Source organism: Proteus penneri (assembly GCF_022369495.1).
GTDB lineage: Bacteria > Pseudomonadota > Gammaproteobacteria > Enterobacterales > Enterobacteriaceae > Proteus > Proteus penneri.
In genome coordinates this window covers 2,338,684-2,358,162 of record NZ_CP059690.1, presented here as the reverse complement: position 1 = coordinate 2,358,162, position 19,479 = coordinate 2,338,684, and the positions used below count along the sequence as shown (strand labels likewise).

12 protein-coding genes and 1 riboswitch are annotated in these 19,479 nt (G+C 33.9%); of the genes, 10 read left to right on the top strand and 2 right to left on the bottom strand.

Features of this window, described 5'->3' with window-relative positions; genetic code table 11:
• The first annotated feature begins 433 nt into the window (after positions 1-433).
• The 4 genes from hcp to mgtE all read left to right on the top strand — a co-directional run bounded on the left by hcp (position 434) and on the right by mgtE (position 5,290).
• Positions 434-2,086: a hydroxylamine reductase gene (hcp, locus tag H1225_RS10695; protein WP_115065532.1), complete on the top strand. Its 1,653-nt coding sequence runs from the start codon at positions 434-436 to the stop codon at positions 2,084-2,086.
• A 57-nt stretch (positions 2,087-2,143) separates the two neighbouring features.
• A complete protein-coding gene (gene hcr, locus H1225_RS10690) occupies positions 2,144-3,148 on the top strand; it encodes an NADH oxidoreductase (protein WP_072063400.1) in 1,005 nt (334 codons plus the stop codon).
• Between the two features lie 270 nt (positions 3,149-3,418).
• Positions 3,419-3,754: a DUF6694 family lipoprotein gene (locus tag H1225_RS10685; protein ID WP_006533795.1), complete on the top strand. Its 336-nt coding sequence runs from the start codon at positions 3,419-3,421 to the stop codon at positions 3,752-3,754.
• Positions 3,755-3,968: 214 nt separating this feature from the next.
• Positions 3,969-4,140: riboswitch (M-box (ykoK) riboswitch) on the top strand.
• A gap of 76 nt (positions 4,141-4,216) precedes the next feature.
• The gene (gene mgtE, locus H1225_RS10680) at positions 4,217-5,290 is read left to right on the top strand and encodes a magnesium transporter (protein WP_006533794.1); all 1,074 of its coding nucleotides are present in this window, start codon (positions 4,217-4,219) and stop codon (positions 5,288-5,290) included.
• A gap of 85 nt (positions 5,291-5,375) precedes the next feature.
• Here mgtE and H1225_RS10675 read toward each other — a convergent pair whose 3' ends face one another.
• On the bottom strand, positions 5,376-5,882 hold the full coding sequence (locus H1225_RS10675; protein WP_147280391.1) for a SprT family zinc-dependent metalloprotease: 507 nt from the start codon (positions 5,880-5,882) through the stop codon (positions 5,376-5,378).
• A 105-nt stretch (positions 5,883-5,987) separates the two neighbouring features.
• Between H1225_RS10675 and H1225_RS10670 the strand changes: the two genes are divergently transcribed.
• From H1225_RS10670 to H1225_RS10660, 3 genes are read left to right on the top strand one after another with little or no spacing between them, the layout of a single operon-like run.
• Positions 5,988-6,311 carry an ArsR/SmtB family transcription factor gene (locus H1225_RS10670; protein WP_036912417.1) on the top strand — a complete coding sequence of 108 codons (324 nt, stop codon included), beginning with the start codon at positions 5,988-5,990 and terminating at the stop codon, positions 6,309-6,311.
• A 3-nt stretch (positions 6,312-6,314) separates the two neighbouring features.
• Positions 6,315-6,749, top strand: coding sequence for a YeeE/YedE family protein (locus H1225_RS10665; protein ID WP_006533791.1), 435 nt, complete (start codon positions 6,315-6,317; stop codon positions 6,747-6,749).
• A gap of 4 nt (positions 6,750-6,753) precedes the next feature.
• A complete protein-coding gene (locus H1225_RS10660) occupies positions 6,754-7,167 on the top strand; it encodes a YeeE/YedE family protein (RefSeq protein ID WP_161671301.1) in 414 nt (137 codons plus the stop codon).
• A 117-nt stretch (positions 7,168-7,284) separates the two neighbouring features.
• Here H1225_RS10660 and metK read toward each other — a convergent pair whose 3' ends face one another.
• Entirely contained in the window at positions 7,285-8,439 is a 1,155-nt protein-coding gene (gene metK, locus H1225_RS10655) for a methionine adenosyltransferase (RefSeq protein WP_161671300.1), read from the bottom strand.
• Between the two features lie 689 nt (positions 8,440-9,128).
• On the opposite strand from metK, the gene speA reads away from it, so the two are divergent.
• The 3 genes from speA to H1225_RS10640 all read left to right on the top strand — a co-directional run bounded on the left by speA (position 9,129) and on the right by H1225_RS10640 (position 19,410).
• Complete coding sequence (gene speA, locus H1225_RS10650; RefSeq protein WP_109399752.1) at positions 9,129-11,036, top strand: biosynthetic arginine decarboxylase; 1,908 nt, start codon at positions 9,129-9,131, stop codon at positions 11,034-11,036.
• 102 nt (positions 11,037-11,138) lie between these two features.
• Positions 11,139-12,059, top strand: a complete 921-nt coding sequence (gene speB / locus H1225_RS10645; protein WP_006533786.1) for an agmatinase — start codon at positions 11,139-11,141, stop codon at positions 12,057-12,059.
• Between the two features lie 265 nt (positions 12,060-12,324).
• The gene (locus H1225_RS10640) at positions 12,325-19,410 is read left to right on the top strand and encodes an anthrax toxin-like adenylyl cyclase domain-containing protein (protein WP_239739111.1); all 7,086 of its coding nucleotides are present in this window, start codon (positions 12,325-12,327) and stop codon (positions 19,408-19,410) included.
• The last annotated feature ends 69 nt before the right edge of the window (positions 19,411-19,479 follow it).

The window sequence follows — 19,479 nt, the reverse complement described above, 5'->3', positions numbered from 1 at the left end:
GTGCCAATAACATATATCAAATGAAATAATTTGATTAGCTATTGATGCAATAGGTAATATTAACTATAAAAAATAGTAATGAATATTACGGATTTAACAAAAATGAATTAACTTAATCGTTTCATCTATCAGTCTTTATATAATTAAATAAAAAATACCCATCCGTTATTCTTCAATATTCTTTCTTATTTACTTATTAAAGGTGTAATGCGATTAAGCAATCTGTTTAAAAAAGCAGGCTTTAGACTTATGTGAGATCAAAAGATAAAAAAAGAGATATTAAAAGATTCACTAGAAATTGCGTTAGATCAAACAACATTTAAATTGTTCAATATTGCACTTTCTCTCTGATAAAAATGGCGTATTCTTATGTTGCATATAGAATGCAACTTATAAAAATAAAGCGTTATCTTATAATTAGAAGGAATACGATATGTATTGTGTGCAATGTGAACAAACAATGAAAACGCCTGTAGGCAATGGTTGTGCCTATGCGCAAGGTATGTGTGGTAAAACAGCAGAAACTTCAGATCTTCAAGATTTACTGGTTGCTGTGTTGGAAGGGCTTTCTGCTTGGGCATTAGCGGCACGTAGTGTTGATATTATTGATCATGATGTAGACAGTTTTGCGCCTCGCGCTTTTTTCTCTACATTAACTAACGTCAACTTTGATTCTGATCGTATTGTCGGTTATGCGAAAGAAGCTATCTATTTCCGTGAAAGTCTAAAATCTCGTACCTTAGCAAAAAATGCAGCGATTCAAGTCACTAATCCAAGAGCTGAAATTCAATTAGCTGGAAATGATTTAGACAGTTTACAAAAACAAGCCCAGCTTTTTGCCTTAAATGGTGATAAAGCACAGATTGGTGATGACCTTCATGGTTTACGTATGCTGTGTTTATATGGCTTAAAAGGCGCGGCGGCTTATATGGAACATGCGCATGTTTTAGGTCAATACGATAATGAAATTTATGCAGAGTATCACCGTTATATGGCGTGGTTAGGAACTGATCCTGCTGATATGAATGAATTGTTAGAAAATGCGATGGGCATTGGCCAAATGAATTTCCGCATTATGGCAATTTTGGATAAAGGTGAAACACAAGCTTATGGTAATCCAACGCCAGTTGCGGTTAATGTGCGTCCTGTTGCGGGTAAAGCAATATTAATTTCGGGCCATGACCTGAAAGATTTACAAATGCTACTTGAGCAAACAGAAGGTAAAGGCATCAACATTTATACCCATGGTGAAATGTTACCTGCTCACGGTTACCCAGAACTTAAAAAATACAAACACTTAGTGGGTAACTATGGCAGTGGTTGGCAGAATCAGCAAATTGAATTTGCGAAATTCCCAGGCCCTGTGCTAATGACATCAAACTGCATTATTGATCCTAATGTGGGTAATTACGGTGATCGTATTTGGACGCGTAGTATTGTTGGCTGGCCGGGCGTAAAACATATTACTGGTGATGATTTCTCTGAAATGATAGACCAAGCACAATCACTAGAAGGTTTCCCATATAGCGAAATTGAGCATTTAATTACGGTTGGTTTTGGTCGTGAAACACTATTAAATGCAGCTGATACAGTGATTGATTTAGTTTCACAGAAAAAATTACGTCACGTTTTCTTAGTGGGTGGTTGTGATGGTAGCCGTGGTGAGCGTAGTTATTACACTGATTTAGCAAGAGAAATCCCACAAGATTGTTTAATTATGACATTGGCGTGTGGTAAATACCGCTTTAATAAATTAGATTTTGGTACTTTAGAAGGGTTACCACGCTTACTTGATGTGGGTCAGTGTAACGATGCTTACTCTGCGATTATGCTAGCAGTTAATCTAGCTGAAAAATTAGGCTGTGGTGTCAATGATTTACCACTGTCCTTAATTTTGTCTTGGTTTGAGCAAAAAGCGATTGTTATTTTATTAACTCTGCTTTCATTAGGCGTAAAAAACATTTATACCGGCCCTACAGCACCTGCGTTCTTAACAGACAATCTGCTGGCGGTCTTAAATGAGAAGTTCGGTATGCGCTCAATTACTACACCAGAACAAGATCTTAAAGAGATCCTTTCAGCTTAATCGTTTAATTCATCATCATTGCCGAGGCTTACGGGCTTCGGTAAGGAATAAATATCCATGACGATGCCAAGTTCCCTTTGTCCTAATCGTATGCAGGTTCACTCAATTGTTCAGGAAACCCCTGAAGTGTGGACACTAAATTTAATTAATCATGACTTTTATTCATACAAACCAGGCCAATTTGCATTGGTTAGTATCAATAATAGTGATGAAATAATGCGTGCTTATACCATTTCATCTTCTCCAGGATTAAGCCCTTTTGTCACTTTAACTGTTCGCCGTTTAGAAAATGGTATCGGTTCAGGTTGGTTAACATCACAAGTAAAACCGGGTGATTATCTTTGGTTATCTGATGCCCAAGGTGAATTTACTTGTGCAGGTAAAGAAGATGCGCGCTATTTAATGTTAGCCGCAGGGTGTGGTGTTACCCCTGTAATGTCGATGACACGTTGGTTGCTAAATAATCAGCCAAAAGCAGATATCACGGTTATTTTTAATATTCGTGAACAAAGCCAGTTTATCTTTGAGAAAGAGTGGATCGAATTAGCCAATGCGTATCCCTATAATCTCAATTTTATTATGATGCCTAAATTACCTGACAATAAAGGATTATTTAGTGGACGCATTTCTCAAGAAAAACTAGCAGCGTTAGTACCTGATATTGCGAGTCGTACTGTTATGTGTTGTGGCCCAAATAGTTACATGGAAGATACAGGACGTTTTGCAAGAAATCTTGGTGTACCGGCTGAGAATATCTTTATGGAACGTTTTGGTGATGAACCTGTTTGTGTTGATGAAAATGAACAATTAACCATGACTATTCGTCATCCATTATCGCAAATTAAAGTTCCTGTTGGTGTCACTTTGTTAACAGCAATGGAAGAGAATAAAGTACCCGTTTTTGCTGCTTGTCGTGCAGGTGTTTGTGGTAGTTGTAAAACGCGAATTGTTAGTGGTGATTATGATGTTTCCAGCACCAGTACATTAACGGCTGAAGAGATAGCTCAAGGTTATGTCTTAGCATGCAGTTGTCGTTTAAAAGGAGATGTTGAGCTCGCTTAACCTCTTTTTTCCATTAAATATTTCCTTCTACTTTCCTGTTTTTTACCCTGTTAATTTATTAACAGGGTTTTTTATGTCTATTCTTCGCATTAAAAAACGAATAATCTGGAAAATACTTCTCTTTATTTTTAATTAAAGAAGGTTTTTATTTATTCAGAATAATAAAAATATTGTCAACGATGACTAATTAAAAATATATTTTAGTTAGTGGGAGTTTCCTTATAAACATTCTGCTATTATTTAAACTATTGACTGGATAAGGGGGGATATATGAAAAAAATGTTAGTTATTTGTTTGTTTAGTGTCATGTTATCTGGTTGTGAAAAACCGCAACAAACCCTTGATGGTTCTAATGTAGAGTCGCTACGTATCTCAATTGTTGAAATGCGCAATTCACTTCCCCTTGATGAACAAGCGCGTTTTGATGAAGCAATAGAATTAGCGATCCTTAATGATATTAATTTTAATGATTTAGTGATCGCTGGTCGTCATAAAAATTCGGATATTATTACTCGTAAAATGTGCCAATCATTAGATGGTAAAACAGTAAAAGAAATATTTTCACAGGCAGAAGAAATAAGAGTACAAAAATTAGCATTTAAATAATCAATTAATAAACAGATTATCTTTTACTATATGATTTTTGATATTGTAGGAGAACTTCATTTCTTTTTTATATATCAGTTTCGAATGTAATTGTATTATTTAATTGCATAATGAATATTACGGGCTGTTTTTCAATAGAACTTAAACAAAATCCTTATCGTGCTTTTCATTATAGTGTGAGTGGTTATAATGCGCGCGCATTCGCAAGAAAAGTGCAGTATCTCGTTAGGCGAGGCTCCTATACAAACACAGGTTACTGATCTGACGACGTCGAGAGACGCCCAAGATTAGGACAGGATATATCGACCGAAGGTATATCCCCATGTAACTTCCAGTATTCATCGGATACGTTGTATAGTGCTAAAACCGAGACGTGTAGATAGCTTTTGCATTCTCGCTTCTGGTTTCGCCCCTATGGAGAACTGATTTGCTAAACACAAACAGTAATAGGGAACCACAAAAATGACTTTCAATACTCAAAACAAAATGGATGCTGTCTTAGTTGCAGATGCATCCTTAAACACACCACAAAATCATTCAACACAAGATCAATACAATCGTTTAAAAGATGATTCAACGGTTAGCGCGTATATGAGCCAATCTTATATTGCGGTTTCTGTTGCCGATTCAGTTGAGAATGTAAAAGCCCAACTGGTTAATGATTTAAAAGATGAATTAATTCCAACCTATCTCTATGTTGTTGATAAAGATAATTATCTTAATGGGATTTTACCTGTTAAATCATTATTAACTGCGGCAAATGATCTATTTGTGTCTGATGTTATGCGTCAAACTTTTTTCTCTGTATCACCTGAACAGAATCGACATGATGTGTATCAATTGATTAGCCATAGCGGTTTAGACAGTGTACCTGTGATGCATTTTGGAAAATTAGTGGGTGTGTTACGTCCTCAAGATATTGCAGAATTGATTGAAGATGAAAATACCCTTGACGCCCAGATGCAAGGGGCAACGTCACCATTAGAGCAGCCTTATTTAGAAACCAGCCCAGTAACATTATGGCGTAAACGAGTTGTATGGTTATTGATGTTGTTCGTGGCAGAAGCGTATACCAGTACGGTATTACATGCTTTTGAAGATAGATTAGAAGCCGCTATTTCATTGGCATTCTTTATTCCATTATTGATTGGTACTGGCGGAAATAGCGGAACACAAATCACCTCAACGCTTGTTCGTGCGATGGCGTTAGGTGAAGTTAGCTTACGCAATGTGTGGTCTGTTTTAAGAAAAGAGATAACAACATCTATCATGGTTGCGTTAACCATGGGGATTGCGGGCTTTGTACGAGCTTGGTTCTTAGGCGTTGGCATGGAAGTGATGATTGTTGTTGGTTTAACGCTTATTTCAATCACGGTTTGGAGTGCTATTGTTTCGTCGGTTATTCCAATGGTATTAAAGCGTTTAGGTATTGATCCAGCCGTTGTGTCAGCCCCGTTTATTGCAACGCTAATTGATGGTACAGGTCTTATTATTTACTTTGAAATCGCATCTCATGTGATGAGCGAGTTTGCCTAAGACAATCCTATATATTAATTTTCATTCTCAAGATAAAGCCGATGTGATTTAACTAACACATCGGCTTTATTTTTATCTATTTGTTTTAATTTCCTATAAATTTCAATATAGCCTGACAATGGCGGCAACGGTATTGTGTTTCTCCGCGTAATACTTTGTTATGACGACGAATAGTGAGCTGATGTTTCTCTTCACAATGGCAAGCATAACGAAAAGTTTTGGCTTTAACGGTACTAACATCAAAATGATGGGTACGTTTAGCCGAAACGCCTAATACTGTTTCCATCATCCATTTCCACTCTTTTCCATGAGGCGCTACACGACCGAAATGGCGATTAACTAATAAGTGTGCCAGTTCATGGGGAATAACTTCTTCAATAAAATTCTGTTTATTTTCAATCAATAATGTAGGATTAATACGGATTTCCCAATTTGCATAATAGGCACTGCCTGCAATAGTTCCTCTCTGATTATAATGTAGAGTAGGTTCTGGGTAATTTGTATTAAGATAAAGATTAGCCTGCTGCAATTTTTCACGCAGTGTTCGCATAACGCTTTGCACTAAGGCGATGGGGATTCTTACCGTTTTCATGTTACAGAGCATATAGCGCCTTATACAAACACGCAATAAAAAGAAAACTTGCACAATATATAAATTAACATATTATTAAAAAGTATATTGATTATGGAGTTTACCATGACACAACGAGTTCAACCTGATTTATTAGATGCAATGAAATTGGCGGCTAATGAAGCGTCTAGCATGCTTAAGACGCTAGGAAATGGCGATCGCCTCTTATTATTGTGTCAATTAAGTCAGGGCGAAAAAAGTGTGAGTGAATTAGAAGAAAGTTTAGGTATACGTCAACCAACACTTTCTCAACAACTGACTGTTTTACGCAATGAAGGATTAGTGAATACTCGTCGTGATGGGAAACGTATCTTCTATTCTATTGCTGATGAAAAAGTATTAGTGCTTCTTAATACGCTTTATCAGCTTTATTGCCCTATAGCAGGTTAAGTTATGAATATAGATTGGGTTCACTTTACGCCTTTAAGTGCGGCAATAGGTGGACTAATGATAGGTGCGGCTGCCGCTATTTTATTGTTATTTAATGGTCGCATCGCAGGAATAAGTGGAATTTTAGGTGGTATTTTATCAACAAAACAGCAGGGGAATGGCTGGCGTTGGGCATTCTTAATTGGCATGCTAATCGCACCTACACTGTTTTATTTTTTTGATAAACCTTTAGCGCCAGTGATTGAAACATCGCCTTGGATGTTGATCATTGCAGGTGTGCTGGTGGGAGCGGGTACACGTTTAGGTAATGGTTGCACCAGCGGTCACGGTATTTGTGGATTAGCTCGATTATCGCGTCGTTCTATCGTTGCTGTGATAGTGTTTATGGTGACGGCTTTTATCACTGTTTATATTCAGCGTCATGTTATAGGAGGCTAATAAAATGACAAAGTTCGTTGCTTTTCTTTGTGGTCTTCTATTTAGTGCAGGGTTGATCGTGGGGGGAATGAGCAATCCGCAAAAAATTCTAGGTTTTCTGGATATTACTGGAGATTGGGATCCCTCTTTATTGATAATCATGGGAGCTGGATTGGTTGTCAGTGTGATAGGTTACCAACTAACACGCCGTAGACAACAAAGTGTATTAGCATGCCCTTTGAATATTCCAACCAATAAGGTTATTGATAAACCTCTCGTGTTGGGGAGTGTGTTATTTGGTATTGGCTGGGGATTAGCGGGGATTTGCCCAGGCCCAAGTTTGGTATTAGCGGGTGCAGGGTTTTATCAAGGTATTTTATTTGTCCTTGCGATGATTGCGGGTTGGCTGTTAATTGGATTGGTGCGTAAGCCACAATAACAAACTATTTTATACCGATATTCTTAATGAATTAATTAAACGGGAAGCCAGTGCTTCCCGTTTGTGTATTTAATGCATTGAACATTTAGTTAATAGTGTGATGTTAATGGCAGAGGATTATTTTAAACCCGCAGCTTCACGTAAGATCTCTGCTTTATCTGTTGCTTCCCAAGGGAATTCAGAGCGACCAAAATGACCGTAAGCAGCCGTTTTTTGGTAGATTGGGTGCAGTAAATCTAGCATTTGAATTAATCCATAAGGACGTAAGTCAAAGAATTCACGTACTAACAGAATAAGTTGTGCTGTTGGGACTTTTTCAGTACCAAATGTTTCTACCATAATTGATGTTGGCTCAGCCACACCGATTGCGTAAGAAACTTGAATTTCGCAACGATCAGCTAAACCAGCAGCAACAATATTCTTAGCAACGTAACGTGCTGCATAAGCGGCTGAACGGTCTACTTTCGATGGATCTTTACCAGAGAAAGCACCGCCACCGTGACGCGCCATACCGCCGTAAGTATCGACAATAATTTTACGGCCCGTTAAACCACAGTCGCCCATTGGGCCACCGATAACAAAACGACCTGTTGGATTGATGAAATATTTAGTTTGTTCATTTAACCATTCTACGGGTAGAACTGGTTTAATGATCTCTTCCATCACGGCTTCATGCAGATCTTTTTGTGAAATATCTTCAGAATGTTGAGTTGATAAAACAACTGCATCAATACCGACAACTTTATTGTTGTCATATTGGAAGGTAATTTGGCTTTTCGCATCAGGGCGTAACCAAGGTAAAGTACCACTTTTACGTATTTGTGCTTGACGCTGAACTAAGCGGTGAGCATAAGTAATTGGAGCTGGCATTAATACGTCAGTTTCATTGGTTGCATAACCAAACATTAAACCTTGGTCGCCAGCGCCTTGTTCTAAAGGATCAGCTCGGTCAACACCTTGGTTGATATCTGGTGATTGTTTACCAATCGCACTGATAACTGCGCAGGAATTAGCATCAAAGCCCATATCGGAACTGGTATAACCGATTTCACGAACGGTATTACGTGTGATTTCTTCGATATCGACCCAAGCTTTGGTGGTAATTTCTCCGCCTACCATAACCATGCCTGTCTTAACGTAAGTTTCGCAGGCAACGCGTGCTTTTGGATCTTGTTCTAAAATCGCATCCAGAACAGCATCAGAAATCTGATCTGCAATTTTATCTGGATGACCTTCTGAGACTGATTCAGAAGTAAATAGGTGTGTAGTCATTATATCTCGTTACCTTAATACAAACGGTTTAAGGATGGATGTTTTAACATCTAGACGTCTATTTTACGACCCTTCTCTCCTTAATTCCAGCTTTTTTTAATCAAATATAGGGAGAAAGTAGAATTGAACAGTTGATTTTATTTTTTATTACTCGCTATTTTTGTAATCCGAAAATAGGAGATAAAGAAAAAAAAGTTTTTTGTACTTTTTGCTTTGCATTTTTAATTAACTAAAGGTATAACCTCGCGGTTACTGTGAAATCTGAACACAGTGTAAACCGCAGGATTTCTGATCTTGTTTCTCTGTTAGGGAAATGGCTTATAGGTTTAAGTCATGTGTGGAGTGAATGGGTAATGATCCATTGTCTACAGGTTAATCTTTTCAAAAACCAAAACAGTACTCGCCAATACTATACACGTAGTATATCTAGAGTAATCTCCTCTTTGAGCTCTTTCTCTTTGGAGCGAAGTTGTCTGTTACTTGCCAATAGGTAATTGTGTTAATTCATTATGGGTTAACTCAAGAACTTTCTACTATTATGTCCGGTGTATAGCTGGATAATTATATAAAAACATATAGTGAGTCATTACTTCCAACTGTTATTTATCAGTCGTTTCAGATTTTTGTCAGATAATTGACTACTATAGTGACAGGCAAGGTATAAACTCATACTCCCTAAGGAGAATGTCATGAATGATAACATCGCTCGCAAGATGCAGCACACCTATAACATCACATATTGGGGTGGTGGGTACTATTTAGCGAATAATCGGGGAAATATTAGTGTTTGCCCTAATCCTGATGTGCCAGAGGCAACGTTGGACTTAACTGAATTAGTTAAGCAAGTGCAAGAAGAGTATTCACATTTGCGCCTTCCTGCGCTTTTTTGTTTTCCTCAGATTTTACAACATCGCTTGCGTTCTATTAATGCGGCGTTTCATCGTGCGCGTGAAGCTTATGGTTATAAAGGTGATTACTTTTTGGTTTATCCAATTAAAGTTAATCAACAACGCCGTGTTATTGAATCATTGATCAATGCAGGTGAACCTTTAGGCTTAGAAGCAGGTTCTAAAGCAGAACTGATGGCTGTGCTTGCGCATGCCAATATGACAAGTTCGGTGATTGTCTGTAATGGTTATAAAGACCGTGAATATATTCGTTTAGCGCTTACCGGTGAAAAACTTGGACATAAAGTTTTCTTAGTGATTGAGAAAATGTCTGAGATAAAAATGGTATTAGAAGAAGCTGAGCGTTTAGAAGTTATTCCTCGTTTAGGTGTTCGTGCTCGTCTCGCCTCTCAAGGTTCAGGTAAATGGCAGGCAAGTGGTGGTGAAAAATCAAAATTTGGTTTAGCTGCGACACAAGTTCTGCAATTAATTGATATGTTACGCCAAGCTGGTCGCATAGATAGCTTACAGTTATTACATTTCCATCTGGGATCACAGATGGCAAATATTCGTGATATTGCAACCGGTGTGCGTGAATCAGCCCGTTTTTATGTTGAACTGCATAAATTGGGTGTAAATATTCAGTATTTCGATGTGGGTGGTGGTTTAGGTGTGGACTATGAAGGGACACGCTCACAATCTGATTGCTCGGTTAACTATGGTCTTAATGAATATGCGAATAATGTTATTTGGGCGATTGGTGACGCTTGTGATGAAAATGATTTACCTCATCCAACGGTAATTACGGAATCAGGACGCGCATTAACAGCACACCATACTGTACTGATTTCTAATGTGATTGGTGTTGAGCGTAATGAATTTACAGCTATTACACCACCAGAGGAAGATGCTGCAAGACCTATTGCAAGCCTTTGGGAAACATGGGAAGAGATGCAAACTAAAGGACATAGTCGTTCACTACGTGAATGGCTACATGATAGCCAATTAGATCTTCATGATGTGCATACTCAATATGTTCATGGCATGTTAAGCCTGACAGAGCGTGCTTGGGCAGAAGAGCTGTATTTGAATATTTGTCGTCGTATTCAATACGATCTCGATCCCAGTAATCGAGCTCATCGTCCTATTATTGATGAGTTACAAGAACGTATGTCAGATAAGTTCTATGTTAACTTCTCACTGTTCCAATCTTTACCTGATGCATGGGGAATAGATCAGCTTTTCCCTGTTTTACCAATAGAAGGTTTAGATAAACCATTAGATCGTCGTGCAGTATTGTTGGATATCACCTGTGACTCTGATGGTATTATTGATCACTATGTTGATGGTGATGGTGTTGAAACAACTATGCCAATGCCAGCTTATGATCCTGAATATCCACCGATGATTGGCTTCTTTATGGTGGGTGCTTATCAAGAAATTTTAGGTAATATGCACAACTTATTTGGTGATACTGCAGCTGTAGACGTTTATCTTGATGAAAAAGGAAATCTGACTTATCAACTCAGTGAAGAGGGTGACACGGTTGCTGATATGCTTCAATACGTTAAGTTAAATCCTGCCGTGCTACTAGAACGTTTCCGCACTCAAGTAAAAAATGCACAGTTAGATGAAGCATTACAAGAGCAATTCCTGACTGAATTTGAAAGTGGTTTATACGGTTATACGTATCTGGAAGAAGAAGAGTAATTCTTCACTTTCCAATGCAAGAGTGATGTGTTTAAACATCACTCTTTATCTATCATATTGATTGTATGTTGCTTATTTTAAATAAGTAACAGAGGTAATAGCATGAAAAATAGTACGTTAGGTAATGAGACTGATAATTCATTGATCTCTAATGCATTTGGTTTTTTACGTTTTCCACTGAATTTTCAGCCTTACAGCAGTGATGCAGATTGGGTTATTACGGGTGTGCCTTTTGATATGGCAACATCGGGTCGAGCAGGAACTCGTCATGGACCAGGCGCGATTCGTCAAATCTCAACCAATTTAGCGTGGGAAGGTAACCGCTGGCCGTGGGATTTCGATATGCGTGAACGTTTAAATGTTGTCGATTGCGGTGACTTAGTTTTTAACTTCGGTGATGCACAAGATATGAGCGATAAATTACAAGCTCATACAGAGAAGTTATTAGCCGCAGGTAAAAAATGTTTAACGTTTGGTGGTGACCATTTTGTCACATTACCTTTATTACGTGCCCATGCAAAACACTTTGGCAAAATGGCATTAGTTCATTTTGATGCGCATACCGATACTTATGGTAATGGCAGTAAATTTGACCACGGTACAATGTTCTTCCATGCACCAAATGAAGGATTAATCGATCCTAACCACTCAGTACAAATTGGTATTCGTACTGATCATGACAGTGACAATGGTTTCACTGTATTGGATGCAGCACAAGTTAACGATCGTGGTGTAACCGATCTTGTTGATCAAATCAAAGGTATTGTTGGCGATTTACCTGTTTACCTGACTTTTGATATTGATTGTCTTGATCCGGCGTTTGCTCCAGGAACAGGAACACCGGTTGTTGGCGGTTTAACAACCGATAAAGCCCTGAAGATCTTACGTGCATTACAACCGTTGAATATTGTTGGTATGGATTTAGTTGAAGTTTCTCCAGCTTACGATCAATCAGATATAACCGCACTTGCAGGAGCGACTATTGCACTTGATATGCTCTATTTGCAGGCGGCTAAAAAATAACGTTGTTTGATGCTAATAAATTAGTTAGGTACGAAAACACTTTTATTCAAGAACGTTATATCACTAATATTAAAAAATAAATTAGATTCAACTAAAGAAAAGTAGCTTCATAATATGAAGCTACTTTTTTAATAAAATCATTATGTTAATTCGCGTTATTATAATTATAAATCTTACTTTAATGTGTGTTATTTTTTATATTTACATTAGTATAATAATGTAATTATTTTTCAGATAAATAAATTATTTAAATGGAAAATATAAAATGGAAAAAAATAAATCATTAATAAGTCATGATGAATCATATAGCTTTACACTTATAAATATAGAGGGAGATGCCTTAAAAAAAGTAAATAATGATAAAATAAATGCATATTATTCATTATATAATAAAAAAAAGAGTATTAACGGAAATGAAAATATCATTATTCTTCTGAGTGAAACGGATGAAATAGAAAAGAACTATATTAGATATGTAGATGAATATCATGCAGCTGGATATGATTTATTTATTGTTGATGTATCAAAAAATAAAAATGCAGGTTTTGATTTATTAGAACATCTTTGGTTACAGCATAGGGGGCAATTACCTCAAAATATTTTTATTCATGGAAATAACGATCAAAGGGAAAATGCACTTTTATTATCCAAAAATAATATTGCTAAAAATAATGAAATAAAAGGTGTTATATTAAGTAGTTATCTTCCAAAAAATGAATTTATTTTTCCATCAGATTTAGAAATAAATACAACTATTTATTTCTCTTATGAAAATCCTAATGAGGATTATAATAATAATATTATCTACAAAGAATTATTAAATAAAAATAAAAAAGTAAAAAAATTTAGTTTCACTAATAGGGAGGAATATAATAGTTTTTCAGAATTAAATAAAATAGAACAACAGAAAACACTAAAATCATTAGGTTATAACAATAAGAAAAATGAGATAAATAAAATAAAGATAGGTATGCCAATTAAAGATCAAAAAATATTTTCTCAGATAGCAGAAGAAAAAGGGATTATTATTGGCGTAAGACCTATAGATGTTAATTCAACTTCATTAATTTCATCGGGAGAATATAGTAGTAAGAACTTAGCTATTAAGGCGAAAAGTTCTGATTGGGGGCCTATGGCTGGCTTTATTCCGGTCGATCAATCATTGGCTAAAGCATCGGCACAAAAAAATCTATTGAAATACAATAAAGCAGTAGAAGAAGCAATAAATTCTGGGGCTGCATCTGTGAGTAAGCTTTATATTTCAGCCGAAAGAGTAAACGAATTGGTAGAGAATAAAGTGATCGATTATCTTTATGATAAAAATTCACCTATAAAATTTGAAGTTATACACAATAATAAAACGCATGAGTTTTTTTTAGAACCAAAAATAATAGAAAATAAACAGTATTATTTAGTTCAATACTATAATCACAGTGGAACAGAGCCTGTATTGGTGATGTCTGATCCTATATCAAATAAACCAATGATTGCAGACTATGATTTATTTACGGTGATTTATCCTTATAGTCATTTAGGAACAAACACACGAGTTAACAAGCCTGTATCTTGGGAGGAATGGAAACAAAGTGTGAATTATGCTGAGATAACTGATAAGCAAAAAATACTGTATAACGATAAATTATTATACGAAAAAAATGAAGGGCATCAATTAGGATTTATCAGTCAGCAAATAAAAGAACTAAAAGATGAATTAAATACAGCATTGGGAAGATCAACAGGGATGGAAATAGTTCATCATGGTGCCGATGATGCTAACCCCTTTGCGGTAATTCATGACAATTTTCCTGCTACTTTTTTTGTTCCTAAATCACTGTTGGATAAACCACTTAATTCCAAAAATCAAACATTAGATGATTTGTTTTATATTAATAATAATGGCACCGTTGTATTAAAATCACCAGATGAATTTTCAAAGTTTCAGCAATTTATGATTGATCTAGGTTATATTGCTCCTATAAATGAAAAATGGAACGATGGGAGTAATAATTATTTTACAAAAAAACGAAAGCTTTCTACCACATTTGTTGATACAAAAAAAGAAATAGGACGAAAATTTAGTATAGATAAAAAAGATAAATATACGTTAGAATATGAATCTTCACTTAATAAGTTTAATGAAGGTTCTTATGTTGAAAATAATTCACTTTTACCAGAAATAGAATTTGATAATAATGAAATAAATTTATTATCATCGGAATATAATCGTAAAAATGATCTTTCTAATAAGATGAATAATGTAAATCATCTTCTACCTAGAAAAGTACAAAGAGAATTTTATTCTAAAAAAAGAGATATACAGTGGTTTAAAAGAACGGGTTATAAATTGCTTAAGTCATTGATTAATAAAGATGGGATTTTTCTGAATAAAACGAATGAAAAAAAATTAATTAGTTTTTTTTCTTTGTTATCCAAATATCCTAATATTAATACACCAATATACAAATCATTTAGTGTTGAAAACAGTAATGTTTTAAAAAATAATTATAAAAAAGGAAAATTGCTCGCTTTTGATGGTGTTTTTTATGGTTTTAGTAATATTGAAAAAGTAAAAAAAATATCCTCTGATAATGTGTATATTTCTATTATTGGAAAACATAATGCGAAACCATTAACAAGTCTTAACTCAGGTTCTTCAGAAAGAGCAATTATTGTTCCGGGAACACACTTTCGTGTGATAAAAAATAAAATTATCAATAATAAAAATTACGTTGTATTAGAAATTGCTAATGAAATACATTATCAAGAGCCCGTGTTTGATTTATATGACGGGGAATTAAAAGGCATTGGTATTGACAAACATAGAACGACATTTAGCGAAAAAATTGAAAGAAATCTAAATGTTTCCAAATTGAATAATATTTTTGAATCTTGTCGTGGTGAATCACTAAAATCGGTAACTATTAAAAATATAATAGATAAAATTATCGAAGGAAAAATTTCAGTTGAATATGCAACACATAAATATTTTAAAGAAATTTCAAAGGTTTTCTCTAGTGAGAATAGCACCTTATTATCTAATAAGTTATATATTGCTATTAATGATCCATTAATAAGTAAATCGTTTAATCAGTATGTGAATAAAAAGATAACCTTAGATGAGTGGATAAATAATTATAATGTTAACTATTTAAACGATACTGTAACTAATAATATAGATAGAGTTAAAACATTAATAAATTGTATTCATGATGTTCCGGAATCGGTTCGTCATTTAAATGATGCATCAACCAATTTACTTTCTCATTATTTTAATGAATTTGATAAAAATAAATTGACAATTGATCTGCTGAAAATAGCCTTAAATAAAAATGAGTATAATGTTGCTATTAATGATATTGATTATTTAATCACATTAAATAACGATAAAAAAATTTCATCATCGGTTGAAATAAAAGAGTTGCGAGAACTAATTAAGAAAGTATCACATGAGAAAAAATTAAATGATAATTTATTTGAATTAAGTTTAGGGCTTAATAACAATAAAATTATAGTGAATAAAATAAAGATCTATGGCATCGAAGTGGAAAAAAGATTACTTATCAGTTTAGGTGTGAGAATTAATAACAAAAAAATAGAGGATATTGATGTTTTTGAAAAAAAACATGATTATTCTAATCTTACATTCGATGCAGATAAGATAAATGATTATTTTTTTAGTGCTTCTGGAACAGATGATGATAAAAAAGCTATTCTTATTATTAAAAAGTTATTAAAAAATAAAGAGAAAAATATAAAAAAATTAATTTCAATGAATGCTGAACGTATTGATTATCTTGCAAGCTATGAGCGATTGGTTAAAATTCTAGAATTAAAAAAAACGCCATTTAATAAATATTATTGGGATAGCGTCAGAAAACCTTCATTAAAAATACCTAGACATATGAAAATATTGAGTAAGGTAGGTTATACCCATATTGGGTATTCTATATGGCAATCTGTTAATAATACTTTTTCTTTGGCAGAACAACTCAATAATCCCAATATATCGTTGCAACAACGAAAAGAAATAATCACTAACTTGTCATTAATGTGGTCTGAAATGGCATTTAATGGAGCTTCTGAAATAATTGAAATTGTAATAGCAAAAGGATTATTGCGATATCGAAACAATCCTTTGGAATATATAAGTAAGATAAGCACTCGAGTGGGGATTGCGCTTAATATTCTTTCTGTTGGATTTGATATTTATAATGCTTATGATAATTTCAGCCGTATTTCTGGCGAAACTGATGAAAAAAAGAAAATTGATTATATCGTTAATGGTTCATTAGCTGTTGTCTCAGGGCTTGTTACTGTAGGAATTTCTATTGCTATGCTTGCTGGCTCAACTATTGCAGGACCTATTGGTATTGTCGCGGGTACTTTGATTGCATTGGCAACTTCAATTTATAATGCTGTAAGATTAATTGAAGAAGCAAAAAAGCAAGTCAGTTTTACACCTATGGAGGAATTAGATAATGGTTTTTATGCTTTTCTTATGGGGGATATTAAGCCAGATAAGAAGAATAAGATAATATATTTAGACACTAAAAATCAACTTGAAGAGATGATTGATAAAAAGGCACTAACTTATTTTGAAGAGATAAATAAACAAAATTCAAATAGTTTCTATTTTTATACAAATGAAAAACAGATTTATCAAGAATATTATTATTATAGAGTTATTCCTATATTAATAGGAGAAACAGTTGATTCTATGTTAATGCCGTCAAGCGATTTTATTATACAGCATATGGCTAAAAATATGAGCCAACAAGAAGCTGAAGAAATTGCATCGCTTAATTCTCACCTATATGCGAAAAAAACAGAATATAAATATTATTTACCTAAAGAAGCGATTGCCACAGATGAAAAACTTATTTTTGATGTTGATTTTTATGCTAATGAGTTAAACAGGTATACAATAAAAGTTGCTTCTGAGGATGAAAATGTTATTTTTGGTGAGATGGTGGATGAGGATTTTTTTAAGAATAGTAAAACAACTAAAAATTATGTAATTGATAAATTAGGAGAAAGTAAATTAGAGAATGGATTAATAAAAGTCAATGATATTGAAAAATATTATACTTCAGGTTGGCATGAAAATTCAGTGCTTTATTTTAATACACATAATGGTAATGATATTATTTCAGCACCTTCAATAACTCAAAATACATTTGATATTTATAATGGTACTAAGCGATTAAGTGGCGGTTCAAAAGATGATGTATTTAATGTATTTACATCAGAGTCACCTCATTATGCGAGCCGCTTTTATGGTAGAGAAGGAAATGACACACTTTGCCTGATAAAAAGCACGGGTAAATACACAGGTTATAAAGTCAATTTACAACATAATTACGTTAAATTTAAAGATTCAGAAGATAAAACGAATAGCCAAAACTTTCATTCAAAGCTTTATCTTTATCAAAATAAAGGGAATCTTTATTCTAAAAAACTTGTTGATACCATGCCAAATATTGAGTTACAAGATCAAAAAGTCATTGCTTATTTAGACAGTATTGAAAATGTTATTGGCAGTGAAATTGGGGATGATTATATTTTAGGGAATGAAGAAGCTAACTATTTAAATGGTGCTGGTGGTGTTGATCATTTATATGGTAAAGGCGGAAATGATACATTGGTATTAAATGAAGGTTATGCTGAAGGTGGTGAAGGTAATGATAGTTATATTATTTTACGATCTTATTTAGAACAAAATTATAATAAATTATTTGAAACTATTATTAATGAGAATAATAAATTCGAATCTAGTGTTGTAAGATTTAACTATTATTTTGATGAAATTATTTCAATAAAACGTAATAAAAAGGATATTATTTTTGATTTTAAAATTGATAATGAAAACCAAGAAGGAAAACATATTTATCATTCTGTAACATTAAAAAATGTTTATAATGATTCTGTAAATAATACGCCCTTACATCATTATACATTAATCACTCAAGATGGTTTTGCACTCACTTTGGATGAAAACACTAAAGATAAAGTATTATACAAATTTAGTTATTTAGAAAAATATAATGAATCAAATCTAGCTATTAAAGATTTTTATATTAATGAGGATAGTAATTTATTTATTACTGTTTTTAAAGATCAAAGTAGAAGTATAAAATTATTACCAGAATTAAAATACAGTGGTTTATCATCTGGAACAAATTTACGATTTGGTATTCAAGGGAATAACCAAAACAATAGTTATTTTGGTATTGAGGCTAATTCATACATTAAATTAAGCCAGGGAAATGATAGTTATCAAATAAAAACATTTTTAATAAAAAATAAGAATGAAAGGGTGAATATCTCACTTTCTGATCATATAGATAAATTAACTAATGATGATGTGAACTATTTCTTTTTAACAGATATAAGTGGTTTTGACTTAACATTTAAAGATGGCCTTTTATCTCATCGTTACCTTCCAAATGATTATTTAACGCTATCTTTTGATCCAGAATTATTAAATAAAATTGTCGATATAAACGTGACTATTCGATTAATAGATAAAGATAATGTTGTTTTTACATTACCTACTCAAGATAGTCATTCAAACTTACTTATGCCTATGGTTAATTTGAATTTAAATATAAGTCAAGGTGATGATTTGTTGGTGATCCCTGAATCACTTATTTTAAATAAAGAAGCATTATCTACCTATGTGGTTAATTCGTCTTATTCAACACTATTGTCAGAAGCACTTGCAGATAAGCCCAAAGAACTTATTGATTTATTGCCTATTATTGAATTGAATGATGGCGATGACATTATTGCTAATAATAATAATGTGAGCTCAGTGATTGATGGTGGGAAAGGGGATGACAATATTCTTGTCAATACAGGGCATCATATTTTAATTGCAGGAGAAGGTAATGATCGCTTGATTGGCGGTGAAGGTAACGATCTGTTAATTTCTCAATTTGGTCATGATTATCTGAGTGGCGGTGAAGGTAACAATGTATATGTAGTACAAAAGCGCCAAAGTTGTGTGACGATTTATGATGGAGGAAAAAACAGCCATATTTTAGTAACAGGATTAGCGGAAAATGAAACTTTGATTTCGTCTCAAGTTGGAAATAATACACAATATCAAACTCAAGATAAGCAATTTACGTTAATTGTAGAAATGGCGGAAAATGAGGTTAATGAACAAGAACAAAAATCTGTTATTTCGATTACTAAAACATCCTCAGAGCTTTCATTACAAGGGGTGGCTAATATTATCCAAGAGATGGCAATATTCAATCAGCAACAACTTACTACTGTGAATAATCATGAAGCGATTTCGTTATCGACATGGTCACCTTTGGCAGTAGTGAAAAAACAATTGTGATTTTTTAATCATTAAGACTACATAACTTAAAAAACAGCTCCAATTTGGATTTGGAGCTGTTTTACAGAT